The sequence below is a fragment of the Pseudomonas sp. MDV22-iso1 genome (genome assembly GCF_058145095.1).
This window is the reverse complement of record NZ_JBYVMF010000004.1, coordinates 254,566-278,071: the sequence shown is the minus strand read 5'-3', so window position 1 is coordinate 278,071 and position 23,506 is coordinate 254,566. Positions and strand designations below refer to the sequence as shown.

Annotated in this window: 26 protein-coding genes and 2 pseudogenes; 17 read left to right on the top strand and 11 right to left on the bottom strand. The window is 57.7% G+C overall.

Annotated elements, in window-relative coordinates; all coding sequences use genetic code 11:
- Positions 1–222: pseudogene (locus AC3ZVB_RS07560) on the top strand (hypothetical protein); the annotation flags it as partial.
- Between the two features lie 245 nt (positions 223–467).
- Here AC3ZVB_RS07560 and AC3ZVB_RS07555 read toward each other — a convergent pair.
- Positions 468–701: pseudogene (locus AC3ZVB_RS07555) on the bottom strand (chaperone modulator CbpM); the annotation flags it as partial.
- Between the two features lie 99 nt (positions 702–800).
- Here AC3ZVB_RS07555 and AC3ZVB_RS07550 point away from each other — a divergent pair.
- Positions 801–1,904 carry an RHS repeat-associated core domain-containing protein gene (locus AC3ZVB_RS07550; protein ID WP_490146202.1) on the top strand — a complete coding sequence of 368 codons (1,104 nt, stop codon included), beginning with the start codon at positions 801–803 and terminating at the stop codon, positions 1,902–1,904.
- An 82-nt stretch (positions 1,905–1,986) separates the two neighbouring features.
- Here AC3ZVB_RS07550 and AC3ZVB_RS07545 read toward each other — a convergent pair whose 3' ends face one another.
- Positions 1,987–3,261: an Hsp70 family protein gene (locus AC3ZVB_RS07545; RefSeq protein ID WP_490146201.1), complete on the bottom strand. Its 1,275-nt coding sequence runs from the start codon at positions 3,259–3,261 to the stop codon at positions 1,987–1,989.
- 195 nt (positions 3,262–3,456) lie between these two features.
- On the opposite strand from AC3ZVB_RS07545, the gene AC3ZVB_RS07540 reads away from it, so the two are divergent.
- On the top strand, positions 3,457–4,404 hold the full coding sequence (locus tag AC3ZVB_RS07540) for a DnaJ C-terminal domain-containing protein (RefSeq protein ID WP_490146200.1): 948 nt from the start codon (positions 3,457–3,459) through the stop codon (positions 4,402–4,404).
- Between the two features lie 23 nt (positions 4,405–4,427).
- On the top strand, positions 4,428–4,733 hold the full coding sequence (locus tag AC3ZVB_RS07535; RefSeq protein WP_490146199.1) for a chaperone modulator CbpM: 306 nt from the start codon (positions 4,428–4,430) through the stop codon (positions 4,731–4,733).
- Between the two features lie 186 nt (positions 4,734–4,919).
- Here AC3ZVB_RS07535 and AC3ZVB_RS07530 read toward each other — a convergent pair whose 3' ends face one another.
- The 3 genes from AC3ZVB_RS07530 to AC3ZVB_RS07520 all read right to left on the bottom strand — a co-directional run bounded on the left by AC3ZVB_RS07530 (position 4,920) and on the right by AC3ZVB_RS07520 (position 7,332).
- The gene (locus AC3ZVB_RS07530; RefSeq protein ID WP_162439165.1) at positions 4,920–5,933 is read right to left on the bottom strand and encodes an AI-2E family transporter; all 1,014 of its coding nucleotides are present in this window, start codon (positions 5,931–5,933) and stop codon (positions 4,920–4,922) included.
- 234 nt (positions 5,934–6,167) lie between these two features.
- Positions 6,168–6,473 (bottom strand): PsiF family protein, encoded by a 306-nt coding sequence (locus tag AC3ZVB_RS07525; RefSeq protein ID WP_162439166.1) that lies wholly within the window; start codon positions 6,471–6,473, stop codon positions 6,168–6,170.
- Positions 6,474–6,537: 64 nt separating this feature from the next.
- Positions 6,538–7,332 (bottom strand): AraC family transcriptional regulator, encoded by a 795-nt coding sequence (locus AC3ZVB_RS07520; RefSeq protein WP_178114318.1) that lies wholly within the window; start codon positions 7,330–7,332, stop codon positions 6,538–6,540.
- A gap of 96 nt (positions 7,333–7,428) precedes the next feature.
- Between AC3ZVB_RS07520 and AC3ZVB_RS07515 the strand changes: the two genes are divergently transcribed.
- Positions 7,429–8,316, top strand: a complete 888-nt coding sequence (locus AC3ZVB_RS07515; RefSeq protein WP_490146198.1) for a DMT family transporter — start codon at positions 7,429–7,431, stop codon at positions 8,314–8,316.
- A gap of 83 nt (positions 8,317–8,399) precedes the next feature.
- Here the strand turns inward: AC3ZVB_RS07515 and AC3ZVB_RS07510 are convergent, their stop codons facing one another.
- From AC3ZVB_RS07510 to AC3ZVB_RS07500, 3 genes are all read right to left on the bottom strand, one after another.
- Positions 8,400–9,290 (bottom strand): esterase/lipase family protein, encoded by an 891-nt coding sequence (locus tag AC3ZVB_RS07510; RefSeq protein ID WP_490146197.1) that lies wholly within the window; start codon positions 9,288–9,290, stop codon positions 8,400–8,402.
- 107 nt (positions 9,291–9,397) lie between these two features.
- A complete protein-coding gene (locus AC3ZVB_RS07505) occupies positions 9,398–9,703 on the bottom strand; it encodes a DMT family transporter (RefSeq protein ID WP_490146196.1) in 306 nt (101 codons plus the stop codon).
- The gene (locus tag AC3ZVB_RS07500) at positions 9,704–10,342 is read right to left on the bottom strand and encodes an FMN-dependent NADH-azoreductase (protein ID WP_194691559.1); all 639 of its coding nucleotides are present in this window, start codon (positions 10,340–10,342) and stop codon (positions 9,704–9,706) included. It lies immediately after the preceding gene.
- Positions 10,343–10,463: 121 nt separating this feature from the next.
- Here AC3ZVB_RS07500 and AC3ZVB_RS07495 point away from each other — a divergent pair, with 121 nt between their 5' ends.
- From AC3ZVB_RS07495 to AC3ZVB_RS07480, 4 genes are all read left to right on the top strand, one after another.
- Positions 10,464–11,408, top strand: coding sequence for a LysR substrate-binding domain-containing protein (locus AC3ZVB_RS07495; protein ID WP_490146195.1), 945 nt, complete (start codon positions 10,464–10,466; stop codon positions 11,406–11,408).
- Between the two features lie 91 nt (positions 11,409–11,499).
- The gene (locus tag AC3ZVB_RS07490; protein ID WP_490146194.1) at positions 11,500–12,030 is read left to right on the top strand and encodes a ferritin-like domain-containing protein; all 531 of its coding nucleotides are present in this window, start codon (positions 11,500–11,502) and stop codon (positions 12,028–12,030) included.
- Positions 12,031–12,203: 173 nt separating this feature from the next.
- Entirely contained in the window at positions 12,204–12,968 is a 765-nt protein-coding gene (locus AC3ZVB_RS07485; RefSeq protein WP_490146193.1) for a hypothetical protein, read from the top strand.
- A 72-nt stretch (positions 12,969–13,040) separates the two neighbouring features.
- Positions 13,041–13,718: a hypothetical protein gene (locus AC3ZVB_RS07480; RefSeq protein WP_490146192.1), complete on the top strand. Its 678-nt coding sequence runs from the start codon at positions 13,041–13,043 to the stop codon at positions 13,716–13,718.
- A 69-nt stretch (positions 13,719–13,787) separates the two neighbouring features.
- Here AC3ZVB_RS07480 and AC3ZVB_RS07475 read toward each other — a convergent pair whose 3' ends face one another.
- Positions 13,788–15,857, bottom strand: a complete 2,070-nt coding sequence (locus tag AC3ZVB_RS07475; protein ID WP_490146191.1) for an AsmA family protein — start codon at positions 15,855–15,857, stop codon at positions 13,788–13,790.
- Positions 15,858–16,245: 388 nt separating this feature from the next.
- Here AC3ZVB_RS07475 and AC3ZVB_RS07470 point away from each other — a divergent pair, with 388 nt between their 5' ends.
- The 8 genes from AC3ZVB_RS07470 (at position 16,246) to AC3ZVB_RS07435 (ending at position 21,630) form a co-directional block, all read left to right on the top strand.
- A complete protein-coding gene (locus tag AC3ZVB_RS07470; RefSeq protein ID WP_162437075.1) occupies positions 16,246–16,758 on the top strand; it encodes a hypothetical protein in 513 nt (170 codons plus the stop codon).
- Between the two features lie 170 nt (positions 16,759–16,928).
- Positions 16,929–17,561 carry a TetR family transcriptional regulator gene (locus tag AC3ZVB_RS07465; RefSeq protein ID WP_490146190.1) on the top strand — a complete coding sequence of 211 codons (633 nt, stop codon included), beginning with the start codon at positions 16,929–16,931 and terminating at the stop codon, positions 17,559–17,561.
- A 175-nt stretch (positions 17,562–17,736) separates the two neighbouring features.
- Positions 17,737–18,237: an urease accessory protein UreE gene (gene ureE, locus AC3ZVB_RS07460; protein WP_490146189.1), complete on the top strand. Its 501-nt coding sequence runs from the start codon at positions 17,737–17,739 to the stop codon at positions 18,235–18,237.
- A complete protein-coding gene (locus AC3ZVB_RS07455; RefSeq protein WP_194691565.1) occupies positions 18,234–18,908 on the top strand; it encodes an urease accessory protein UreF in 675 nt (224 codons plus the stop codon). Before ureE ends, AC3ZVB_RS07455 begins: the two co-directional genes overlap by 4 nt.
- 23 nt (positions 18,909–18,931) lie before the next feature.
- Entirely contained in the window at positions 18,932–19,546 is a 615-nt protein-coding gene (ureG, locus tag AC3ZVB_RS07450; RefSeq protein ID WP_047536839.1) for an urease accessory protein UreG, read from the top strand.
- A 32-nt stretch (positions 19,547–19,578) separates the two neighbouring features.
- Complete coding sequence (locus tag AC3ZVB_RS07445) at positions 19,579–20,151, top strand: HupE/UreJ family protein (RefSeq protein WP_490146188.1); 573 nt, start codon at positions 19,579–19,581, stop codon at positions 20,149–20,151.
- A 13-nt stretch (positions 20,152–20,164) separates the two neighbouring features.
- Complete coding sequence (locus tag AC3ZVB_RS07440; protein WP_490146187.1) at positions 20,165–20,542, top strand: hypothetical protein; 378 nt, start codon at positions 20,165–20,167, stop codon at positions 20,540–20,542.
- Entirely contained in the window at positions 20,503–21,630 is a 1,128-nt protein-coding gene (locus AC3ZVB_RS07435; protein WP_490146186.1) for an AGE family epimerase/isomerase, read from the top strand. Before AC3ZVB_RS07440 ends, AC3ZVB_RS07435 begins: the two co-directional genes overlap by 40 nt.
- A 78-nt stretch (positions 21,631–21,708) precedes the next feature.
- On the opposite strand, the gene AC3ZVB_RS07430 is transcribed toward AC3ZVB_RS07435, so the two are convergent.
- Together AC3ZVB_RS07430 and AC3ZVB_RS07425 are read right to left on the bottom strand one after the other, a co-directional pair.
- Positions 21,709–22,614 carry a cation diffusion facilitator family transporter gene (locus AC3ZVB_RS07430; protein WP_490146185.1) on the bottom strand — a complete coding sequence of 302 codons (906 nt, stop codon included), beginning with the start codon at positions 22,612–22,614 and terminating at the stop codon, positions 21,709–21,711.
- A 117-nt stretch (positions 22,615–22,731) separates the two neighbouring features.
- The gene (locus AC3ZVB_RS07425) at positions 22,732–23,502 is read right to left on the bottom strand and encodes an SDR family oxidoreductase (RefSeq protein WP_194691570.1); all 771 of its coding nucleotides are present in this window, start codon (positions 23,500–23,502) and stop codon (positions 22,732–22,734) included.
- Positions 23,503–23,506: the final 4 nt, after the last annotated feature.

Genomic DNA, 23,506 nt, shown 5'->3' with positions numbered 1-23,506 from the left:
AACTCCAACTCCAACTCCAACTCCAACTCCAACTCCAACTCCAACTCCAACTCCAACTCCAGCAGCGTCACCACCTTGGGCCACGCTTTCAAACATTCAGAGTCGACCATTACCGGAAATACCAACAGCTCTACCTCAGAATGGAACTCCAGCAGGAGTTGTTCTGCCTTCAAGCAGCCCACCGCCACGGCCACCCAAAACACCGGTGACTATAAACTCTGATCCGCCTGCTATTCCCCAGAGTGGTTCACCCCTGGTGCAATATGCCCCTATTCCTCCGACAAGAACGCTACCGAGTGGCGCCTCACGTCAATACTCTGTCACGTACGACGAGAACGGAAACCCAATGCAGCGAAGTGTTCAAAAATATTCTTTGCCCCTAGAAGGTCAGGCAATTAGAAACACAAAAAAAAAATAGGCAGCCGTTTCGATTAAATACGCATGGAGTATGCGTCTTACAGAAATACCTACTCCACCACCAACCGCCCCAACCGCTGCTTCAACATCCGGTTCTCCGCCCTCAGCTGCTGGACCTCTTCAAGCAGGTCCAGCGCCAGGGCGACGCCTTCCCATTCCAGTTCCAGGTCGCGCCGCAGTTTGGCGGCACGCTTGGCCAGTGCCAGCTCGAAATCGTTGAAACGCCAGTCCTTGGGCTGCTTGCCCTGAGGTTCGAGGATGCCGTGTTTGACGGTTTCGATCACCACCATTCACTAACAGTTCTGATAGTTCCCAAAACCCGGCAGCGAGGCCAAACTGGAGAGGATGATCACCCCATCCACCTCATCAAGGAAGGCTCCACAATGTCCGACTCATTTGATGAAAACCAGACTGCCCCACGCCAGCCCCGCACCGTCCTGCTGGTAACGGACAACAACAATTCAATCCTCGCCGAACTCGCCGGAAGCAAACCCAACCTCATCGCTTATTCCAACTACGGCCAGCAATCTGCACAGCAGGAAATCGCGACAGGGCTGGGTTTCAATGGTGCACTGCGAGAGAAGCACATGGGGTGGTATCTGCTGGGCAATGGTTATCGCGCTTACAACCCGGCGCTGATGCGCTTTCATAGCCCCGACAGTTGGAGTCCGTTTGGTGGCGGTGGGTTGAATGCGTATACGTACTGCGAGGGGGACCCGATCAACTTCTCCGATCCAACAGGGCATAATCCCTGGGAAGTTGTGAAACTTTTCATCTCGGAAAACGTGTCACTGGGGGGTTCACAAGCAAGCATCAATGCTCGAAACGCTAAGCGTAATGCGGCAACCACCAGAGCACTCGGTGCTTGGCAACGCATAGGAGGAGCTCGGAACCCGCCCGCTCTGGTAACAAAGTCAAGCCCATTGGCGGGCGAAGGTCTCGTAAGTCTTATTTTTGCAGCACCTGGGCCACGTAACGGCCCTCCGCGACAATCGTCCTATAATTATGGGCTTGCGAGCCCTGTTGGATACGTAGATGGAGCTGCGCGAGACAGATTGACCACGGCCACAATAGGAGTATCACTAAGCTCATCGTTTGGGGAAATGGGAGCGCCATCGGGGACATCGTCAGGGCGAAGACATTCATGGGATGGTGGCATGTCTAAAGAGGGCAACGAGTTTTTCATAGAGCACACAGACAGGTTTGGGAACAAAACTAAACGTCTTCGAGAACCGGTTAAGGGTGGTGGCAATGGGACAGTTCCAAACGACTACACGCCAGACCCCACTGGACGTACACGTTCAAGTACAAGTTCAAGTACACGTTCAAGTACAAACACAAACACACGTGAAAGTGAACCTCCAAGGACCTTTTTTCCAAGCCTTATATGGGATAGGAGTATTGGTAGGTATGTTAACCCACCAACCATCAATGAAATCGCGAGCCAACAATTAGATGCTGCTTGGATCAGGCGTAATACGCGATAAAAATCTGACACTCTCGTGATGACAGGTGTAGGGCTGCTTCGCAGCCCTACATGGATAAATCCCCTCGCCACAGGATTTCGGATCAGTCCATCGTGCCGTAGCGCTTGCTGGCCTCAATGGCCAAACCGCTACCGATGCTGCCAAAGATGTTCCCTTCTACATGCCGTGCGTTCGGCAACATGTCCGAAACGCTGTTACGCAATGCCGGAATTCCGCTTGAACCACCGGTAAAGAACACCGTGTCCACCTGATCAACCCGCACATTGGCGTCGTTCAGCATCTTGGTCACGCTGTTGCGCACACGCTCCAGCAACGCCTCGATGGCGGACTCGAACAGCGCCCGACTCAACTCCACGCTCAACCCCGGCTCGATACGGTCCAGCGGAACATGGCGGCTGTCGGCGTGGGTCAGCTGGATCTTGGTTTCTTCCACTTCCATGGCCAGCCAGTGACCGGCGCGCTGGTCGATCAGCTTGAACAGACGATCGATGCCACCGGTGTCCTCGATGTCGTAACGCATGCTGCCCAGGGCCAGGGTCGACTTCTGCGAGTACACCGAGTTGATGGTGTGCCAGGTCGCCAGGTTCATGTGGTGGCTGGTGGGCATGTACGCACCACTCTTCATGCGGCTGCCGTAGCCGAACAGCGGCATCAGGCCTTGCAGGCTCAGCTGCTTGTCGAAGTCGGTACCGCCGATGTGCACGCCGCCAGTGGCGAGGATGTCATCGTGACGGTTGTCATTGGCCCGGCGATCCGGCGACAGGCGCACCAGCGAGAAGTCGGACGTACCACCGCCGATGTCGACGATCAGTACCAGCTCTTCCTTTTCGATGGTCGACTCGTAGTCGAACGCCGCGGCAATCGGCTCGTACTGGAACGACACATCTTTGAAGCCAATGGCGCGGGCTACGTCCACCAGAGTGTTTTCCGCTTCCTGGTCGGCCATTTCATCGTCATCGACGAAGAACACCGGGCGACCCAGTACCACCTCTTCGAACTCGCGACCGGCGGCAGCCTCGGCGCGCTTCTTCAGCTGGCCGATGAACAGCCCGAGCAGGTCCTTGAAGGGCATCGCGGTGCCGAGGACGCTGGTGTCATGCTTGATCAGCTTGGAGCCCAGCAGGCTTTTGAGCGAGCGCATCAGGCGGCCTTCGTAGCCTTCCAGGTACTCGTGCAGCGCCAGGCGGCCGTAGACCGGGCGGCGCTCTTCCATATTGAAGAACACCACCGACGGCAGGGTGATCTTGTCATCCTCCAGCGCGATCAGCGTTTCCATGCCGGGGCGAATCCAGCCGACGGTGGAGTTGGACGTGCCAAAGTCGATACCACAGGCACGAGCTGGAGATGCGTTTTTCATGTCTTTCAGGTTCCGGTTAAAAAACGGCCGCGCAGTGTATGTCAGTGCGGCACAGATTCGAAGGCCGACTATCCGCTAAATCTCGGCTAATAGCGCCTTGAAAGACTATCCTTCGCCCCAACCTTGTCTGCATTGGGCCTGGCAGCGCATGCTGCAGGTGGCTGAGCGATTTTGATAACGGATGGTGATCCTTAGATGGACTTCAAAGACTATTACAAGATTCTCGGTGTGGAGCCGACGGCGGACGATAAGGCGATCAAAGCTGCCTATCGCAAGCTCGCGCGCAAATACCACCCGGACGTCAGCAAGGAAAAGGATGCCGAGGAAAAGTTCAAGGACGCCTCGGAAGCCTATGAAGCGCTGAAAAGTGCCGACAAGCGCGCCGAATACGACGATTTGCGCAAGTACGGCCAGCACGGCCAACCGTTCCAGGGCCCACCAGGTTGGCAGGGGCGTGGTGCGGGCGGTTTCGGTGGTGGTCAGGACACGGGCGATTTCTCGGACTTCTTCAGTTCGATCTTCGGCAACCGTGGCCCTGGCTTTAGTGGTGGACAGTCGGGCCGTAGCGCCGGACGTCGAGGGCAAGACGTGGAAATGGAATTACCGGTTTTTCTGGAAGAAACCCTCTCGAACGAATCGAAGAAGGTCAGCTTCCAGGTCCCGCAGTACAACGCTGCCGGGCAACATGTCAGCAACACCAGTAAAAGCCTGAACGTGAAAATCCCGGCGGGCGTGACCGACGGCGAGCGCATCCGCCTCAAGGGCCAAGGGGCCCCGGGTGTCGGTGGCGGCGCCAATGGCGACCTGTACCTGATCATTCGTTTTGCACCGCACCCGAAATACGATGTTGAAGGCGAAAACCTGATCATCACCTTGCCACTGGCTCCGTGGGAGCTGGCGCTGGGGACGGAAGTCGCGGTGCCGACCCTGACCGGCAAGATCAACCTCAAGGTCCCTGCCGGCAGTCAGAACGGTCAGCGTATGCGCGCCAAGGGCCACGGTTTGATGAACAAGGCCGGCGAGCGCGGTTACCTGTTCGTGCAGCTCAAGGCGGAGATGCCGAAAACGGCCAGTGACGAGGTCAAGGCGCTGTGGCAGGAACTGGCCGAGAAAGCTGCGTTCAACCCTAGAGAGAACTTCTGAATCCAGAATCGGAGTAGCCCGTCATGAGCACACCCCTGATCGTTCACCTGGACCTGGCCGAATTCTGCGAGGCGACTGATTTATCGGACGTTTACGTGATCGAAATCGTCGAACACGGCATCCTCGAACCTCAGGGCAAGCAGCCCAAGGACTGGCGTTTCAACGATTTCGAGCTGGCACTGGCCAAGCGTGCCGCCAAACTGCGGCGCGACCTGGAACTGGAATGGGAAGGCGTCGCCCTGGCGCTGGACCTGCTTGAAGAGGTCCAGCAGCTGAGGGCGGAGAACCGGATGTTGAAGCAGCGGTTGGGGCGGTTGGTAGTGGAGTAGATTCATTGGAACGCGCGGTCCGGACTTACTTTCTTCTTACCGTGGTACTGGCTTCTACGGGTGAATTAAGACGAAGCAGCCCTAAAACCTGTTATCACAGTACTTCAGGCACACTGCATTCACCGGAGGGGCTGTTTCACAGCCCAACGGGGATAAACCCCCTCACCATAAAAGATCAACAGCGCGTCAAACCATCCCCACCTGCTTCAACTCGCTCTTCAGATACGCGTAGTAAATCGGCCCCGCCACCACCCCCGGCAGGCCGAACGCGGCCTCGAACACCAGCATTGCCAACAGTAACTCCCACGACTTCGCACTGATCTGCCCGCCGACGATGCGCGCGTTGAGAAAGTACTCAAGCTTGTGGATAAAGATCAGATAACCCAGCGCCGCCACGGCGACCCAGATCGACAGCGACAAGCCGACGATGGTGATCAGCGTGTTCGACATCAGGTTACCGATCACCGGCAACAAACCAAGCAGGAAGGTCAGCACGATCAGGGTCTTGGTCAGCGGTAACTTGATGCCGAACATCGGCAAGATCACCGCCAGGAAAATCCCGGTAAAGAACGTGTTGAGCAGGGAAATCTTGATCTGGGCAAACACGATGTTGCGAAAGGCCTGGACCAGCAGATGCAGACGATCGAACAGTGCAGCGGCCAGTGGTTTGCGCTTGGTCACGTCAGGCACACGCTGCAACGCGATGATCGCGCCCAGCACCATGCCGATCAGCAACGTCACGAACATGTGCGCCGCGTCTTTGCCGACGAGCTGAAGGTCGCTGAGGTGCTTGCTCATCCACTCGCCAATGGCCACCCGAAACTCTGCGGCACTGGCCGGCAGGTAGGCGTCGATGAATGGCGGTAATTGCCCACGCGCCCGGTCGACCACGTGCATGAATTTGTCGAGGGAGGCGCCGGGGTTTTCCGCTTCGTGCAACAGAAAACTGATCGCCCCGGCAAAAATCAGCGCCAGCGCGCTCACCACCAAGGTGCCCAGCAAGGCCACCGCCAGCCAGCGCGCTCGCCGGCCTTCGATCAGACGTTGCAGCTGCGGGGTGAGCATGTTGACCAGTTCGAACACCAGCAATCCGGCCAGCAGGCTCGGCAGCAACCGCAAAGGAATCACCAACAGCAAACCACCAAAAATGATGACCCAACTGATAAGCAGCAAGACATGGCGTTGAGAAAACGTTGGCATACAGCCTCAAAACGAACGGCGTAAAAGGATGGGCAGTCTGCCAGCGTTCGGAGGGCAGCACTAGGGAATGTGTAGGGCGACCTTGGTCGGAGACTCGAAAGATTTTCAGGGTGCTTGCGGGCCTCATCGCGGGCAAGCCCGCTCCCACAGTGGTTATGTGCACACCTGACAAATGTGGGAGCGGGCTTGCCCGCGATGAGGCCCTCAATGCCCCCACATCTTCATGCCCTATCTTTATTTCTTCAGGCAATCACTCATGAACGCTTTGCGCTCGTCGCCCTTCAACGCTTTAGTCGCGGCGTCGGCGTTGCAGGTTTTCATTTTCTCTTGCTGCGGGGTCAATGCTTTAGCGTCATCGTTTGCCGCCGGCGCCGCCTTCAGGCAGGTGCTCATGAACATCTTGCGCTCATCGCCCTTGAGGCTTTTAGCCGTCGCGTCGGCGTTACAGGTGGTCATCTTGTTCTGTTGGGCCGTGGCCGCGAAGCCTTGAGAGCAGAGCAGCAAACCGATCATCAGCAAAGGGACACGCAACATCTTCATGGAGTTTTCTCCTGGTCGCCGCACCGAGGGACGCGGCCTTGTTCAGGAGTGTAGACAACGCCTGTTACGCCTTCCTGCTTTCAAGATGGCTACGCCGATACTGCTCCGGCGTGCACCCCGCCTGCCGTTGAAACATCGCGATAAACGCAGAACCGGTGCTGTAACCCATGTCGAATGCGACGTCCTGGATGCTGCGATGGCTGTCCAGTGCTTCGATCGCCGAGAGGAAGCGCAAGCGCTGTCGCCACTCCCCGAAACTCATGCCCAACTCACGCACGAACTGCCGCGCCAACGTGCGCTCGCTGACATGGATTTGCGCAGCCCAGGCTGACAGCGGGCGGTTATCCCCAGGCTCGGCCTGCAACGCTTCAAGAATCGCGAGCAGCCCGGCACTGCTGGCATAGGGTAAATAGCACTCATGGACAGGCGCCTGTTGCAGCTGATCGACCAGCACCTGGGCCAGGCGCTGGTCCGCCGCGTTTTCGGGAATCTTCACGTCCCTCGCGGCGAAATCCTTGAGGATCGCCTTGAGTATTTCACTGATCGCCAGCGTGCAAGCCTGCGTGGGCAGGTCGAGGCACAACGAAGGCGCAAGGCAGACCGCACGGTAGTTGACCGGTTGATTGCTGTAGAAGCTGTGTTCGATGTGCGGCGGCACCCACACCGCATACTGCGGGGGTGACATGAACCGGCTACTGCCGATTTCCATGTGCAGCACGCCATTGGCCGAATACTCGAGCGTGCCCCACGGATGACGATGGGGCGCGGCATATTCGTGCGTGTCGAAGTCGGCATACCGGAAGTAGACCGGAGACGGCAATTCGCTGAAATCCAGCAAGTCGATGTGTTTACTGGTCATGCTGTCCGTCATCAAGGGCACGTTGTCTGGATCGAAGTATAAGCTTTCATCCAGACAGACGATAATTGTCCCTCATTAACGTTCTGGTTGTTCCTGATGCAATACGCTTATCCCCTGCTCGCCATTTTTATCTGGGCCGGCAACACCGTGATCAACAAGCTCGCCGTTGGCGCGATCTTTCCTGCCGAGATCGGTTTCTATCGCTGGCTGCTGGCGGGCTTGCTTTTCACGCCGTTCATGCTCAAACCGGTGATCGCCCATTGGTCGTTGATCCGTCCCAATCTGGGCAAGATTTTTATCCTTGGCGTGCTCGGCATGGCGGTTTATCAAAGTCTGGCCTACTTCGCCGCGACCCTGACCTCGGCCACCAACATGGGCATCATTTTGTCGCTGATGCCCTTGATGTCCCTCGCCATGGCGATTGCCAGCCTCGGCCAGCGCCTGACCGCAGGCGCATTGACCGGCGCGGTACTGTCATTTTCCGGCGTGCTGGTGGTGGTGTCGTCCGGTAGCCTGGCGGCATTGCTGGAACACGGCGTGAACCTGGGCGATGCGATGATGTTGATCGCCACCCTGGCCTATGCGATCTACAGCACGTTGCTGAAAAAATGGCAGCTGCGCCTGCCGCCGCTGGTGTTGCTGTACTTGCAGGTACTGGTGGCGGTGATTGTGTTGTTTCCGTTGTTCATCGCCTCGCCGAAGGTCGGCCCGACCCTGCAGAACATCCCGCTGGTGCTGTACGCCTGCCTGCTCGCGTCGATGGTGGCGCCACTGGCGTGGATGCAGGCGATTGTGCGTCTCGGCCCGAGCCGGACCACGCTGTTTTTCAATCTGCTGCCGTTGATCACTGCGCTGATTGCGGCGGTGGTATTACATGAGCAGCTGGCGATGTATCACCTGGTGGGGGGCGTGCTGACGCTGGGTGGGGTGATTCTTTCGGAGCGCTGGACCACTGTTCTGGGCCGTAAAAACAGCGTCGCCTGATTGAAAAGATCGCAGCCTGCGGCAGCTCCTACTGGTGTACGCGAATCAATGTAGGAGCTGCCGCAGGCTGCGATCTTTTGATCTCAAACCCCGGCCGCTTTCAACCGCGCCGCATGTTCCATGAACAAACGAATCGGCTCAGCCCCCTTCCCCACCAGTCCCAACGACTGATTGACGATGTCGAAGTGATCCAGCGGATACTCATCGCCGATCACCGTCCCCAGGTGCGAACTGTAGCGTCCGACCATCCCGTCGCAATGCCCGACTTCCCGGACAAAGGTCCTGGCAAACAATCGGCAGCTGCGATTTGTCCCGTCAAACAGGTTTCGTCCACGATCAGTCTTGCCCGGCTGCAAGGTCCCGGACCACGAGTAATAGCGCACCCCATTCACTTCTTCCGCCCCCTGCCCGCCCCAGGTGGCCGGCAATCCCTGTGGGTAACGTTGATTGAACAACGCCACCCCTTGCGTGGTGAGGGATTGGTGCGAGGCCGGGATATCCACGGGCAACCTGGGCCCGCGATAACCGGTTTCCAGCAAGCTCATCAACGCGCCGATCAAGCGCAGCAGGACACTGAGAAGACGTCCCTTGGCGCTGTCCGCCGGGTAGTGTTTTTCCAGGTAATCCGCCAGTTCCGAACCATGATTCGGCCCGGCCACAGAGGTCACCGAAGCCACACGATCCGGGCGCACGGCGGCGGCATAGCGGGCCGTTAGTGAACCTTGACTGTGACCAATCAGATTGACTTTCTCGGCCCCGGTTTCGCGCAGGATTTCCTCGATCCGCGCGAGCAGCTGCTCACCGCGCACTTCGCTGGAATTAAGCGGCGACACCTGCACCGCGAACACCGTTGCACCACCCCGGCGCAACGCCGAAATGATCCCGTACCAGTAGGGATAGAGCAGCAAACGGACAAAGCCGAGCATTCCCGGGACCAGCACCAGCGGGTAGCGCGTGGCGGAACCTTGCGACATGGGCGGACATCCTTGTGGGTGGTGGGGAGTTGCCAGGCGGGATGCAAGACATCAGCCAAGCATTGCCATGCAACATGACAACTCGACGACGAGTCTATGACATCCGCCTACTTCAACCCCACCACGCCTGCGACGATCAGCCCGACTGAAACCAGTTTAAGGGCCGTCAGACTCTCGCCGAACAGCGCAAACCCAAGAAACACCGTGCCCAGTGAACCGATGGCTGTCCAGATCGGATAGGCGATGCTCACTGGCAGCTCACGCATGGCCAACGTCAGGAAGTAAATCCCGGCCAATGCAGCGATCACGGTGATGAGCGAAGGCCACAGCCGGGTGAAGCCTTCAGCGTACTTCATGCCCATGGCGAAGGTGACTTCGAACCCGGCAGCGATCAGCAAATACAGCCAGGCCATCTAGAACTCCCTGACCAGCGCCAGCAAACGCTGTTCGGCCTCGGCGGCGGAGATCTGGAAGGTGCGTTCGGCAGACTCCTCTCCCTCGGCATCGACCACGGTGACATCAGTGATGCCGATAAAGCCCAGTGCCGTGCGTAGCAAAGTATCGGCATGATTCATGGCTTCCAGTTCGCCCCCCGGCCCGAATCCAAAACCACCGCGCGTGGTCACGATCAGCGCTTTTTTGCCCCGCACCAGCGGTTCGTATTGCGCCACGCCATTATCAAGGGTGTGATTGAACGTCAGCCCGAGCCTGACAATCTGGTCTATCCAGGCCTTGAGCCCACTCGGCACGCTGAAGTTATGCATGGGCGTGGAAATCAGCAGCACGTCATGGCCGAGCAATTCGCGAACCAGTTCATCACTGAACGCGAGGTCAGCTTGCATCGCTAATGGTCGAGCATTCGGTTCGGGGTAAAACGCGGCAGCCACGAACGCCTCGTTAACCGGCGGGATAAGTGCCCGACCGACTTCGCGTCGGGTCAGACGCGCCTCAGGATTGGCTGCTCGCCAGGCCTCAATGAACACCTCGGCCAAGCGCCGGGAATGGGATCGCTCGCCACGTGGACTCGCATGCACCACAAGAATTTCACTCATCTGAATCTCCTTTATGACTAAACTCAAATCGTCTGTGGTTCATAGCGTGTAGCGCTGGGCCATCCTCATCAAATGAGTAAAAGTCACTCTGGATGAATTCATTTCATCCATGGAGTATTGAATGTTTGCCTCACTGCCACTCACTGCCCTTCGCGCCTTTGAATCGGCTTCCCGCCTGCTGAGTTTCAAGGCAGCGGCCGAAGAACTGGCCGTCACACCAACGGCCATTTCCCACCAGATCCGCGCGCTTGAAAGCTGGCTTGGCCTGTCGTTGTTCGAACGGTTGCCGCGACAGGTTCGACTGACCGAGGGCGGTGAACGATTGTTCCGCACCCTGCACGGCGCGTTTCTGGACGTAGCGCAAAGCGTTGACACATTGCGCCCGCAACGCAGCGGCGCGAGCCTGACGATTTCCACCACTGCAGCCTTCGCCGCGTTGTGGCTGGTGCCGCGTCTGGGCCGTTTCTATGCGCGCCATCCCGACATCAGCGTGCGACTCGATACCCATTGTGAGGTGATCGACTTGCATCAGGACGCGAGCGTCGATCTGGTGTTGCGCTATAGCCTCGATGACTATCCCAATCTGTTTGGCCTGTGCCTTTTTGATGAGGCCTTCAGCGTTTATGGCTCGCCCGAGCAAGTCGCGTTAGCCCGCGGTCGAGTGCCAACGCTGATCAGCGTGCGATGGCACAACTCAAAACTGTATGCCCACGGCTGGGAAGCCTGGTGTGCGCAGTCCGGGGAGTCCTGGTTGCAAGGGCAACCCGCGGTGCGCGAGTACGATGAGGAACATTACGCCTTGCAAGCTGCCATTGCCGGACAAGGTCTGGTGCTGGCAAGCAACATCCTTGTGTCGCAAAGCGTGGCCAGCGGATTACTGGAGGGGTATCGGGGCGACATACAGGTCGAGGGCGCGGGATATAGCGCCCTGTGCGTACCGGGTCGCGAGCGTCACCCCCCGGTTCGGGCGTTTTTTGCATGGCTGCAGGAAGAGGCACGCCTGTCCGGTCTGGTACCAAGATCGCAGGCTTCGTCAGCTCGCGACGAACAACGGCAAATTACATAAAACTTTTCGCGGGCCCGATCACTCACACCTTAAGTAGCGATCGCGTCCTCAGAGGCGTGACGCCAACCGGATTAGCCTCCAGGAGAACGAGATGAGTGACATGCATTTGTCCGATGTAACCACCCTTCGAGCACGGGCCCGTCAAAACGTCGAAAACGGCGCAGTGACCGAAAGCTATAGCGCCGACCTTAACGAAGTACTGCGCCTGCTCAACGAATCCCTAGCCACCGAACTGGTTTGCGTGTTGCGCTACAAGCGCCACTACTTCATGGCCAACGGCCTCAAAGCCCATGTGGCTGCTGAAGAGTTCCTCGAACACGCGAAGCAGGAAGGCCAACACGCCGACAGGCTGGCCGAGCGCATCGTGCAGTTGGGCGGAGAGCCGGAGTTCAACCCTGACACCCTGTCGAAAAACTCCCACGCACAATACGTCGCAGGTAATTCGCTCAAGGAAATGGTCTACGAAGACCTGGTTGCTGAGCGCATTGCCATCGACAGTTATCGCGAAATTATTCAATACATCGGTGAAAAAGACCCGACTACACGGCGAATCTTCGAAGATATATTGGCTCAGGAAGAAGAGCACGCAGATGACATGGCGGACATACTGAAAGATCTTTAATAGCGCACAGGCCTTATTGCACAGAAGTTGCAATAAGGCTTTTTATCTCCACCCAACCCGCTCCCCCACCAAGCTTATCAAGTTACAAACGCTCACTGGACGTTATTACTTTGTCTTTTATATATTCAGACCACAGACATTCGGTCTGATCTAACATATAAAGGACTATCATCATGCATCTTGAACAACGCCTTGAGTTTCTTGATTTGCTGCCATCGGTAACAGCGCCTAACGTACCCAACATTCGGTCTTTTGCCCCAGCACCCACTGTCGTAATCGACCCCAACAAACCGAGCGCCACCGTGGGAGAAGAGATGATCAATCTCTTTCTGGAAGGTGTCTCCGAGCAAAATCGTAGAGACGTGACTAACTGTAAACAGTTGGTTCAGAATGCTGCAACCAAACTTTACGACCCTGAGAAAGAACTGCATCAATGGTATAAGTATTACACCGACACGTTGACCAAACTCGGTTGGGTTACTCAAGCGTTCCAGACCAAAGAACAGACTATCAAGCGCACTGGCCTGACGATGGATATCGTCGCCGCCTATGTGATGCAGGATTTCGTAGGCGCGAATGCTGCGAAGCTCGCAAACTTGGCGGCCAAAGGGGTAAATATCGTAAAAAACAATGAAGGTCTCATAAACATCTATAACCGAAAATCCAATGTCGGTTCTGAAACCAAATTCGACATGTCGCCGGTATGGCAGACGAAGGAAGGTTTCCCAATGATGATTCTTAACTGTAACAGTTTGGATGTTCGGGAGAGCAGCCGCGGCATTCTCTGGTGGAAATCGACCACTCAGCAAACCAAAATCAAAACAGCCGCACAAGCGGTCTATTTGAATGTCGACGTGTATGCCAGGTTACGCCAGTCTGTACTCGATAAAATCAGCAGTACCGCCAGAGACGCTATTGCCGAACTTCCGGACCTGTAAGTTCCAGCGCTGGTTAGAAGCCAGTTATTTTTACTGGCCACTTTGCCAACAAAGATATCTTGGGAAATTCAAATGACCAACAGCATCATGGACGCCTACATTGTCGACGGAAACATCACACTGTTCTTTGGTTCACACTCTAACTCCTTCAAGCAGGACATCCTTAATTCCAGCCTGCTTGGACATTTGGCTGCCAACACCAAAAATGGAATAGCCTCTGACTTGTGGTTCGCTTCATATAGAAAAATCCTCGGATCTATATTCTGGACTACAAAAAGTCACGCCAACCAAAATCAAGTCGTTAAATCGGCAAGCCTTTTAAAACTCGCCAAGCTGAGTTTAGCCAGCTACTTAACGCCCGCTCAGCTGGTCCAGCTGGCCGAATGCATAACGTTTATAGGAAAGCTGCCGAAGGATTCCGAGATTCTTTCAGCGGTGCTTAGCAGAGTCCAATCTATAGACCAAAGCGAGAGTCGGGCGACCACTACAATCTGCCCGATGCTGACAATTATCTGCGAAGACAAAACTGTCGTTTCAACGGCTATCCGCCTGGGAATAACAGAACCTGTCGGAGTCACTTTTCTCGACGAGGACGTCCCTCTGAAAAAAATACTCGGCGCCTTGCAACTGAGCCAGTGGGTCTCTCATCTCGGCGAAAGTAATTATACCGACATGCGAAACAGTGTCATTGGAAAACTCGGCAATAAGATCAACACCAAAATGTTTCATCTAGATATTGCTAAACCTTAAATTTTAAAACCGATGCGCACGCTATTGGCGAACCCTGGCCAATAGCGTGCGCAGTAAAAGACGGCCAGCTCAACCTTTCACCGTCTTGGGTGCCTTGCCAGCCTTCATTTGTTCCAGCAATGGCGCGCACTGATTCGGCTCGCCCCCACTAGGCGCCACCAACGCGAGCAACCCGGCCGCCGGCGCAGCAATCACACCCAACGCAACCATCCCCGCCCCACGCAACAGCAACGGTACAGCTTTCACCCCCGCATCCGGCTTGATGAACTTGCCCCGCACATACAGCGGCGAGCGCAACGAGATCAGGCGCCAGCCTTTTGATTCCGGCGTGATGGTCAGGTCCAGTTGCTCGGTTGCCATGTTTGCCGTTCCATCGATGTAGATAATCGCGTTCTCGGTATCGAAAACGAACAAGCGAGTGGTTGCCAGACCGGTCTTGATATCGAAATCGGCGGCCGCGCAATTAATCTTCACTTCCTTGTCGCCAAAGATCTTGCCGACCACATAGTTGCCCACGTTAAGCCCGGCCAGCTCCATCAACTCGCGGCTGATGGCACCGTCATTGATCAGCATCTTCAGATTGCCATTGGAGGTGGCCAGCAACTTCGCCACCGAGTTGCCACGACCGGTGATGTCGGCGTCGCCGTTGAGCTCACCGAAGCTGGTTTTCATCGGTTCGAAGGTCGGGAACAGCTGCTTGAGCTTGAAGCCACGCGCGGTCAATTTGGCCTGGCCTTCCAGGGGTTCGGTGTGACCGTTCAAACGGATCTGTGCGTCGAGCTTGCCGCCTGCCACGCCGAAACGCAGGGGCTCAAGGCTCAGGACCCCATCGGTCAGCACGAGGTGGGTATAAAGGTCATTGAACGGCAGCTTCTCACTGTGGACGATGCGCTTGCCGGTGAATTCAACATCGGCGTCCATGTCGCGCCAGCGCTCGGTCTTGAACTCCTCGACCGGCAGCACCTTGTCCGTCGGCTGCTTGCTTTCGCCACCCCGGGCCTTTTGCTTTGTATTGGAGTCGGCGCCAATCAGAGGCGCCAGGTCGGCAAACAGCAACTGGTTCGACACCAGAGCACCGCTGAGTTTTGGCCGCGGCTGGCTGGCAACGTAGGCCAGGCTCCCATGAATGTCGCTTTCGCCGATCTTGCCGTTGAATGCTTCATAGCGGAATACTGCGCCACCTGGCTCATGCAGCTTGGCGATCAAATGACCGTCGGTGGCATAGGGCGGGGTGTCCGGCAGGGTCACGCCTGTCAGCGGATACAGGTTACCCAGGCTGGCACCAGCCAGTTTCAGACGCAGGTCCAGCGCACCGAGGTTCAGCGGATCGGTCAGGGTGCCGGCCAACTCAACACGGGTGTCGGCAATCTGCACTTGGGCCTGCAGCGGGAAAGGTCGATTCGCGTCCTGCAACGCCAGCAAGCCGCCGATCTTGCCGTCGCCGGTGAGCTTCTGACCGTGGTATTGGCCTTTGGTCTTGATCGCGAAGGCGTAATCCTGCGGCGAGGCACCCTTTTCCTGCGCGCTTTTCGCGGCGTTGTCGCCGACAATATCGCTGAACGGAATCGGCTTGCCCAGGGGATCAATCAACACATCAAGCTGCGTTTTCAGGGTTTGGTCGTCGAGGGTCACGTGGCCTTTATCAAAACCAATCGCGCCAATATCCACCACCCAGCTCGACGGCTCAGCGTCTGGATCCTTCGGGTCGAACTTGAACGTCCAGTTGGCGCGACCATCGGCCAGGCGATGCAGGTCGGCATTCGGCTCGGTGAGGTCAATGCGCGGGATCACCACACGCTGCGCCAGCAGGGCCAACGGCGAGATGCGCAGCTCGACCCGTTTCAAGGTGACCATTTGTGGCTTCTTCGACCACTCGGGGTTACCCAGGCTCAGATCTTCCGCAACCACGTGCGGCCAAGGTACCCAGGCGCGCCATCCTCCCTCCTCGGGTTCGCGTTGCCAGACCACGGCCAGGTTGCCGTTGATGGCAAAGGGACGGTGCAGCTCTTCGGAGACTTTGGCATTGAGGGGCGGTTTGATCCGGTTCCAATCGAAGAACACGATGATCAACACCAGCACTGCCAGCAGAAGAACGAGGCTGGCGAAGGTCCAGGCCATTACTTTACGAGTGCGCGTCATTGCACAGGGCTCCTTTATACGACTGAGCGCCCTGACTGCGACGCACGTATGGAAACGGTAGGTCAGAATGGGCCGACCATGACATCTAGGACTGGGAAACGGCGCTCAGGTTTAACCGAAATGCCGATTAATCCTCAAATAATCGTCCCTCCACATACTGCCCCCTCGATAGACGTTACCGCCCCCGCACTTTTGCGTGGCACGGGTGAGTCGAAAATACCCACACCAGTGCAAAAACGTCCGCCGGAAACGCCCGGTTTAGAGCCATCGCAAGGAACAATCAATTCCGTTGATTATTACCATTGCGTTTATGAACTTTTATATCGACTTATCGAGAGTAGCATTGACCTCGTACCCACTTTATCGCCCTCCCAAGGAGCAACCCATCATGAAACGCCAATTACTGCTTAGCCTTACCCTTTCCATGCTGGCCAGCACCGCTTTCGCTCTGCCAGCTGCTGACCAGGCCACTCCGCAAGTCAAAGACAGCCGTTCGGTGTTCAGCCAAACCGTCGCTGCAGATGGTTCCGACCGCACTCCACAGGGCCAGACACTCGCCGAAGGCGGTAACGATCGCCTGAAAGAAAAAGGCTTGATCACCCAGGATGGTTCGGACCGCACTCCACAAGGCCAGACTTTGGCGGCTGACGGTTCCGACCGCACCCCACAAGGCCAGACCCTGGCTGCTGACGGTTCCGACCGCACCCCACAAGGCCAGACCCTGGCGGCTGACGGTTCCGACCGCACCCCACAAGGCCAGACCCTGGCGGCTGACGGTTCCGATCGCACTCCACAAGGCCAGACCCTGGCGGCTGACGGCTCCGATCGCACTCCACAAGGCCAAACCCTGGCTGAAGGTGGTGGTGATCGTGTAATCGAACGCAACAGTGCCTTGAGCTAAGCCCATGGCGGCCTTGAAAAAAAGCCCAATCCCCGGATTGGGCTTTTGACTTTTCAGCCTTTGACCTTATAGACGCTACCCCTGCGCGCATAATCCCCGATAGTCGTTCGACGCCGGCAAAGCCTATTTGCTAGAGTGCGTCGCTGCCCTTATCCAGAAATCTCCTTGCGATGCTGCCCCGCGCCGAACAGAAACAACAGACCCGCAACGCCTTGATGGACGCTGCCCGCCATTTGATGGAAAGCGGCCGAGGATTCGGCAGCCTGAGCCTGCGCGAAGTGACGAAAACCGCCGGGATCGTCCCCACCGGTTTCTACCGGCATTTCGCTGATATGGATGAGCTCGGCCTGGTGCTGGTGAGTGAAGTCGGCCAGACCTTCCGCGAAACCATTCGCCTGGTGCGGCACAACGAGTTCGTCATGGGCGGGATCATTGACGCCTCCGTGCGGATCTTTCTCGATGTCGTCGCGGCCAATCGATCGCAATTTCTTTTCCTCGCCCGCGAGCAGTACGGTGGCTCGCTGCAAGTGCGCCAGGCCATCGGTCGTTTGCGCGAAGACATCAGCTCCGACCTGGCGTCCGATCTGTCTTTAATGCCCAAACTGCAACACCTGGACATTGCCGGACTGAGCGTCGTGGCGGATCTGATCGTAAAAAGTGTTTTTGCAACCTTGCCGGACATCATCGATCCTCCCCCCGAGGCGCTGCCCGATCACCTCACCCCGCAGGCGAAAATCACCCAGCAGCTGCGCTTCATTTTTATCGGGCTCAAGCATTGGCAAGGACTCGGCAGCACCGAGTGATCTATTTTTGAGCGTCGCAAATTGGTGCGTGCGTTTTTTCCCTGCACCAATTTCAGCCATATTTGCGCAACGAAATGACTCACCAGCCATGATCCGTCAGGCATTTCCTACACATCGTCCGATTGGCAAGCCCCTTGCTCTAGCCTGACTATCGCTCATTGCTGGAAGCCTTCCGATGCTGGTGATTCATCGCAGAATCGACCCTCAACCCGTCTGGGCCGCCGAGTTGCACCTGACCTTCGACGCCCGTAGCAAGAGCCGTTTGCGCTGTTTCAGTGCCGATGGCGAAGACGTCGGGTTGTTTTTGGAGCGCGGTCAACCGCCTCTGTATGACGGCGAATGCCTGCAAGCTGAAGACGGGCGCACGGTTCGCGTTTGCGCCCGCCCTGAACAACTGCTGCATGTCACGTGCGCCAACGCATTCGAACTGACGCGGGCCGCCTACCACCTGGGCAATCGCCACGTTGCCCTGCAAGTCGGCAACGGCTGGTTGCGCCTGCTGGATGACTACGTACTCAAGGCCATGCTCGAGCAACTCGATGCCAAGGTCGACTCCATTGAAGCACCGTTCCAGCCCGAACATGGCGCTTACGGCGGCGGCCATCATCACTCCCGCCATGGCGACGAAGATTTCAATTACCCACCGAAACTGCACCAGTTCGGCGTTCGGCTATGAATCCGGCGTGGGCGCTGTTGCGTCTGGCCAGTCCGCAGCTGCCGATTGGCGGCTACAGCTATTCCCAAGGCCTGGAAATGGCGGTGGATAACGGCCGGGTCAATGATCCGGACAGTGCGCGACGCTGGATCAGTGACCAATTAATGCTCAACCTTGCACGCTTCGAAGCGCCACTGTTGCTGGCCCACTGCGAGGCGGCCGCGCAAGAAAACTGGGCCCGCTTGTTACAGCACTGCGAAGAACACCGCGCCAGCCGCGAGACGCGCGAGCTGTATCAGGAAAGTCGGCAGATGGGTTATTCCCTCCAGCAATTGCTCAATGGTTTGCCGGAACTGGATGCCGCGGCGCGCGCTTTTCTCGAACAGCGTCCAGAACCGCATTTGGCTCTCTGCTGGGCGCTGGCCGCACGCGCCTGGCACATCAGTGCACAAGATGCGCTGGCTGCCTGGCTCTGGAGCTGGCTGGAGAATCAATTAGCGGTGCTGATGAAAACCCTGCCCCTTGGCCAGCAAGCGGCGCAGCGTCTGACCAGCCAGCTGCTGCCGCTGTTGCAGGAAGCCCAGCAGAACGCCACTCAAATCAACCCCGAACACTATGGTAGCGCCGCTTTCGGCCTGTCCCTGGCGGGCATGGCCCATGAGCGCCAGTACAGCCGACTGTTCCGTTCCTAGGGCCTTTTCACTTGGAGAATCACATGAACACACAACCCCTGCGCGTCGGGATCGGCGGCCCGGTTGGTTCGGGCAAAACCGCCCTGACGCTGGCCCTGTGCCTGGCCCTGCGCGATCGCTACAACCTGGCCGTCGTGACCAACGATATCTACACCCGAGAAGACGCTGACTTCCTGGTGCGCAACGAAGCCCTCGCACCTGAGCGCATTATTGGCGTGGAAACCGGCGGCTGCCCACACACCGCCATCCGCGAAGACGCCTCGATCAATCTTGAAGCGGTGGATCAATTGAACCGGCGCTTTCCGGGGCTGGACCTGATTCTCGTGGAGTCCGGTGGCGACAACCTGTCGGCGACGTTCAGCCCGGAACTGTCCGACCTGACCATCTACGTGATCGATGTCTCGGCCGGCGACAAGCTGCCGCGCAAGGGCGGACCGGGGATCTGCAAGTCCGACTTGCTGGTGATCAACAAGATCGACCTTGCACCGCTGGTGGGCGCGTCCCTGACCCTGATGGACAGCGACACGACCCGCATGCGCAACGGCAAGCCGTTCGTGTTCAGCAATCAGAAAACCGGCCAGGGCCTGGAAGAAATCATTGCCTTCATCGAACGCCAGGGTTTGCTGACTGCAGCCTGATCACACCCTTTTTTCAACAAGGAAGCTTATCCATGACACTTAAACGCATGCCGGGCGCCATGGCCCTGTTGCTGACTCCGGCGCTGGCCTTTGCTCACCCGGGCCATGGCGACAATGGATTGATGGCCGGTATCAGCCACCCGATCGGTGGCCTCGATCACTTGCTGGCAATGGTTGCGGTCGGATTGTGGGCAGCGCAGCAGAATGGTGCGGCTCGCTGGCTACTGCCCTGCACGTTCGTCGGCACCCTGCTGGTGGGCGGTATGTTGGGGTTTGAAGGCCTGAACTTGCCCGTTCTGGAAGGCGGAATCGCTGCGTCAGTGCTGGCATTGGGCCTGGCTGTAGCGCTGGCGGTGCGTCCACCGCTGAGCCTGGCAGTGGCGGCGACGGCATTGTTTGCGCTGTTCCATGGGGTGGCGCACGGTCTGGAATTGCCGGACATGTCGAACCCTTGGGCGTATGCCGCAGGATTCGTCGCGGCGACGGCGGCGTTGCATGCCGCAGGCTACGCGGTCGTGCGGGCGTTGCCACAAGCGGCAGCGCCGTTGGTTCGGGTCGCGGGTGCGGCTTCGGCGGCGACTGGCGTGTGGTTGCTCGCGGGCTGAGTTCTCGAGTGTCTTGACTGGCCTCATCGCGAGCAAGCTCGGCTCCCACAGGTTTTGTGGTGGCATTGTTGGCAAGTTCGGCTTCAGCGGATCTGTGGTGGTTGAACATGCCAGCAGCAACACCACAAATCCTGTGGTGGTTGAACTTGCCAGCAGCAACTCCACAAATCCTGTGGTGGTTGAACTTGCCAGCAGCAACTCCACAAATCCTGTGGTGGTTGAACTTGCCAGCAGCAACTCCACAAATCCTGTGGGAGCCGAGCTTGCTCGCGATGAGGGCCTGACAGACACCGCATCTCCAAGGCCTGCTACCATGTTGCGCATTCGCCCCTGCCGTGACGACGCCAGCCAATGCCTCATGTTCCCCGCTCCGCCTCCCAGCCTGAATTGACCGCTCTGTTCAACTCGGTGCAACAGCATTTCCAGGATGTGATCGTGCCCCTGTGGCAAGGCCCCGGCTGGAATGCCGAGCTGGCGCTGCCCTATGAGGCACTGGACGCAGACCATCAACCGCTGCCGCCGCAGCGCTACCGGGCGATGGCGTGCGCACGGCAGCTGTACTTGTTCTCCAGCCTGATCGGCCAGGTACCGGCTGCTGAAGAGCGAGCCGAGGCGCTGTTCCGTTCCTTGCAACAGCACTTTCACGACGCCGAACACGGTGGCTGGTTTTACAGCATCGACCCGCAAGGCGCGCCACTGGATCAACGCAAAGACCTCTACACCCATGCCTTCATCCTGTTTGCCTGCGCTCATTATTGGGACAAGGTTCGCGACCCTTCGGCGGAGTCCGTACTCAACCGCGCCCTGGACGTGATCACGCAACGTTTTGCCACAGGCGACGGCCTGTACGAAGCCAGCCTCGAGCGTGACTGGTCATCGCTGAACAGCGGCCCCCTGCAAAATCCCCTGATGCATTTGGCAGAAGCCTTTCTCGCGACGCTTTCGGCGCGCGAAGACGCCGTCGTGCAAGAGGCACTGGTTGAGTTATGCACAGCCATGCAACAACGCTTCATCGACCCGCAACATGGTGTGTTAATGGAGAAGCCGCTGGGCGCTGTGGATAACTGGTTTGAACCGGGACATCAGTTCGAGTGGTATTTCCTGCTCGAATCATCAGCCCTGCTACGGGGCTCTGCGTTGCATACATCGCTCGACCGGGCGTTTTCGCTGACCGAGCAATGGGGTGTGCATCAACAGTCGGGTGCCGTGCAGGCGATGCTTGAGCTGGATGGCCACATCAAGGATGCCACCCAACGAATCTGGGCCCAGGTTGAGTATCTGCGGGCGCTGACCTTGCGCCCGGATGCAGAAGCCGCCGTGCAGCGCCAACTCCTGGCATTGCAGCAGCACTTCCTGCACGCGGGCGGCTGGTATGAGTGTCGGGATGAGCAGGGTGAGGTCAGCCGCAAGGACATGCCTTCGACCACGCCTTATCACCTGGCGACCTGTTATCGCGGGTTGGTTGACTATCTGCGCTGAGCGATCGAAAGCCTTCGCGGGCAAGGTACGCATCAACCTGTGGGAGCGTGCCTTGCCGGCGAAGGGTTCATCAGCGAATCACGCGATCCATTTTTTGTCCCCGGTAAAGCTGATCGTCAGCCATCGCGCCGCATCCGCCTTACCGAGCTTCGAGGAAATCTCCTCCCGCAGCGCATCCAGTTGCCCTACGTTCTGCAACGGATAGTCCGCCGGCAACACCACATGAATCTCGATAAAACACGCCCGCCCGTGCTTCTGCACGTAGGAAATGTAGTCGTCGAAACCGTGCTCGTCCTTGGCCGCTTCCATGACCTGACGCACCTTGTCATCCAGTTGATCCGGCGCAATCCCCAGCACATCACGCAGCGCTGGGGCGAGGATCTTGAAGGCCGGAGGGAGCATGCTCAACGCCAGCACGATCAGGATCAACGGGTCGACGTACATCGCCCACTCGTCATACCCCTGGGTCTTGAGCAGCAGCGCAATCAGGAAACTGACCAGCAGGCCTACCGAGAGCATCGCGTCCACCAGCCAACTGATGTTGTCAAACTGGATGAGCGTTGACCGCAGTTTTCGATTGCGATGGCGGACGTAGAAGAAATACGCAAACTCGACGACGGTAAAGACCGCTGCGTAGATGATCACCAACCCGAGCTCGATCTCTCGGCCACCATTGATGATGCCGAACACTCCATTGAGAAAGGCGTAGATGGCAATCAAGAACAGAAAGCTGCCCTCGATCAACAACACCATGGGTTCCAGGTGCCAGAAGCCGAACTGAAAACGGTCGTTACTTTCCTTGGCGATCAGTTTGGCGGTGATGAGCATCAAGACCTTGATGAAGGTCGCGATCAACGAAAAAAAACCATCGAACAGGATGGATTGGGCACCCGAAACAAAACCGGTCACGATCCCGGCGATCGCCACGGCCAACATGAGAATGGTCGATTGCTTGAGCAGTGACTGCTCACCTTTGTTACTCACGTAGCCTCCTCTTGCACCTTGACGCCGCAGGCTGCGGCGGGGTGTTGGGCGAGGAGTTTAGCTTATGTCAGGTGTCGGCCGGCCTTGTGGCGAGGGAGCAGGCTCCCTCGTCATCAATTACGCCTTGCCACCATTACGATCAATGGCAAAGCCGGCCCAGGTCTGGCTCACCGGCATCAGCTCGAGGCTGTTGATATTGATGTGCGCTGGCGCGTTGAGCACCCAGAAAATAGTCTCGGCAATGTCGTGCGGCTGGATCGGATCGACGCCGGCATAGGTCGCGTTGTAACGCTCCTGGTCACCGGCGAAGCGCACCAGCGAAAACTCGCTTTCGCACATGCCCGGTTCGATGTTGCTGACACGCACGCCGGTGCCTTGCAGGTCGCAGCGCAGGCTCAGGGAGAACTGTTTGACGAACGCTTTCGTCGCGCCATACACGTGACTGCCCGGATACGGATAACTACCGGCGACGGAGCCGACGTTGACGATGCTGGCACCACGACCGTGAGCGATCAGGCGTGGCAACAGCAGACGGGTGCTGTACATCAGGCCTTTGACGTTGGTGTCGACCATGGTGTCCCAATCGTCGAGATCGCATTTGGGTGCAGGATCAACGCCCAGGGCCAGACCGGCGTTGTTGATCAGGCCGCGCAATTTGGCGAAGGACGGCGGCAGGTTGCCAATCGCCTCCTCCATGGCTTTGCGATCACGCACATCGAGTACCAGGCCAAGAACCTCAGTCTGTTTCGACAACTCGGCGCACAGGGCATTAAGGCGCTCTTCACGACGACCTGTCAGCACCAGCTTCCAGCCAGCCTCAGCAAAACGGCGGGCACAGGCTTCGCCAAAACCGGAGGTTGCACCGGTAATAAACAGGGTGTTGGACATCGTG

Excerpts from the sequence above, each read along its gene's own strand:
- AC3ZVB_RS07550 (WP_490146202.1), top strand. The coding sequence starts at position 801 with ATGTCCGACTCATTTGATGAAAACCAGACTGCCCCACGCCAGCCCCGC.
- AC3ZVB_RS07545 (WP_490146201.1), bottom strand. The coding sequence starts at position 3,261 with ATGAAAAACGCATCTCCAGCTCGTGCCTGTGGTATCGACTTTGGCACG.
- AC3ZVB_RS07540 (WP_490146200.1), top strand. The coding sequence starts at position 3,457 with ATGGACTTCAAAGACTATTACAAGATTCTCGGTGTGGAGCCGACGGCG.
- AC3ZVB_RS07535 (WP_490146199.1), top strand. The coding sequence starts at position 4,428 with ATGAGCACACCCCTGATCGTTCACCTGGACCTGGCCGAATTCTGCGAG.
- AC3ZVB_RS07530 (WP_162439165.1), bottom strand. The coding sequence starts at position 5,933 with ATGCCAACGTTTTCTCAACGCCATGTCTTGCTGCTTATCAGTTGGGTC.
- AC3ZVB_RS07525 (WP_162439166.1), bottom strand. The coding sequence starts at position 6,473 with ATGAAGATGTTGCGTGTCCCTTTGCTGATGATCGGTTTGCTGCTCTGC.
- AC3ZVB_RS07520 (WP_178114318.1), bottom strand. The coding sequence starts at position 7,332 with ATGACCAGTAAACACATCGACTTGCTGGATTTCAGCGAATTGCCGTCT.
- AC3ZVB_RS07515 (WP_490146198.1), top strand. The coding sequence starts at position 7,429 with ATGCAATACGCTTATCCCCTGCTCGCCATTTTTATCTGGGCCGGCAAC.
- AC3ZVB_RS07510 (WP_490146197.1), bottom strand. The coding sequence starts at position 9,290 with ATGTCGCAAGGTTCCGCCACGCGCTACCCGCTGGTGCTGGTCCCGGGA.
- AC3ZVB_RS07505 (WP_490146196.1), bottom strand. The coding sequence starts at position 9,703 with ATGGCCTGGCTGTATTTGCTGATCGCTGCCGGGTTCGAAGTCACCTTC.
- AC3ZVB_RS07500 (WP_194691559.1), bottom strand. The coding sequence starts at position 10,342 with ATGAGTGAAATTCTTGTGGTGCATGCGAGTCCACGTGGCGAGCGATCC.
- AC3ZVB_RS07495 (WP_490146195.1), top strand. The coding sequence starts at position 10,464 with ATGTTTGCCTCACTGCCACTCACTGCCCTTCGCGCCTTTGAATCGGCT.
- AC3ZVB_RS07490 (WP_490146194.1), top strand. The coding sequence starts at position 11,500 with ATGAGTGACATGCATTTGTCCGATGTAACCACCCTTCGAGCACGGGCC.
- AC3ZVB_RS07485 (WP_490146193.1), top strand. The coding sequence starts at position 12,204 with ATGCATCTTGAACAACGCCTTGAGTTTCTTGATTTGCTGCCATCGGTA.
- AC3ZVB_RS07480 (WP_490146192.1), top strand. The coding sequence starts at position 13,041 with ATGACCAACAGCATCATGGACGCCTACATTGTCGACGGAAACATCACA.
- AC3ZVB_RS07475 (WP_490146191.1), bottom strand. The coding sequence starts at position 15,857 with ATGACGCGCACTCGTAAAGTAATGGCCTGGACCTTCGCCAGCCTCGTT.
- AC3ZVB_RS07470 (WP_162437075.1), top strand. The coding sequence starts at position 16,246 with ATGAAACGCCAATTACTGCTTAGCCTTACCCTTTCCATGCTGGCCAGC.
- AC3ZVB_RS07465 (WP_490146190.1), top strand. The coding sequence starts at position 16,929 with ATGCTGCCCCGCGCCGAACAGAAACAACAGACCCGCAACGCCTTGATG.
- ureE (WP_490146189.1), top strand. The coding sequence starts at position 17,737 with ATGCTGGTGATTCATCGCAGAATCGACCCTCAACCCGTCTGGGCCGCC.
- AC3ZVB_RS07455 (WP_194691565.1), top strand. The coding sequence starts at position 18,234 with ATGAATCCGGCGTGGGCGCTGTTGCGTCTGGCCAGTCCGCAGCTGCCG.
- ureG (WP_047536839.1), top strand. The coding sequence starts at position 18,932 with ATGAACACACAACCCCTGCGCGTCGGGATCGGCGGCCCGGTTGGTTCG.
- AC3ZVB_RS07445 (WP_490146188.1), top strand. The coding sequence starts at position 19,579 with ATGACACTTAAACGCATGCCGGGCGCCATGGCCCTGTTGCTGACTCCG.
- AC3ZVB_RS07435 (WP_490146186.1), top strand. The coding sequence starts at position 20,503 with ATGCCTCATGTTCCCCGCTCCGCCTCCCAGCCTGAATTGACCGCTCTG.
- AC3ZVB_RS07425 (WP_194691570.1), bottom strand. The coding sequence starts at position 23,502 with ATGTCCAACACCCTGTTTATTACCGGTGCAACCTCCGGTTTTGGCGAA.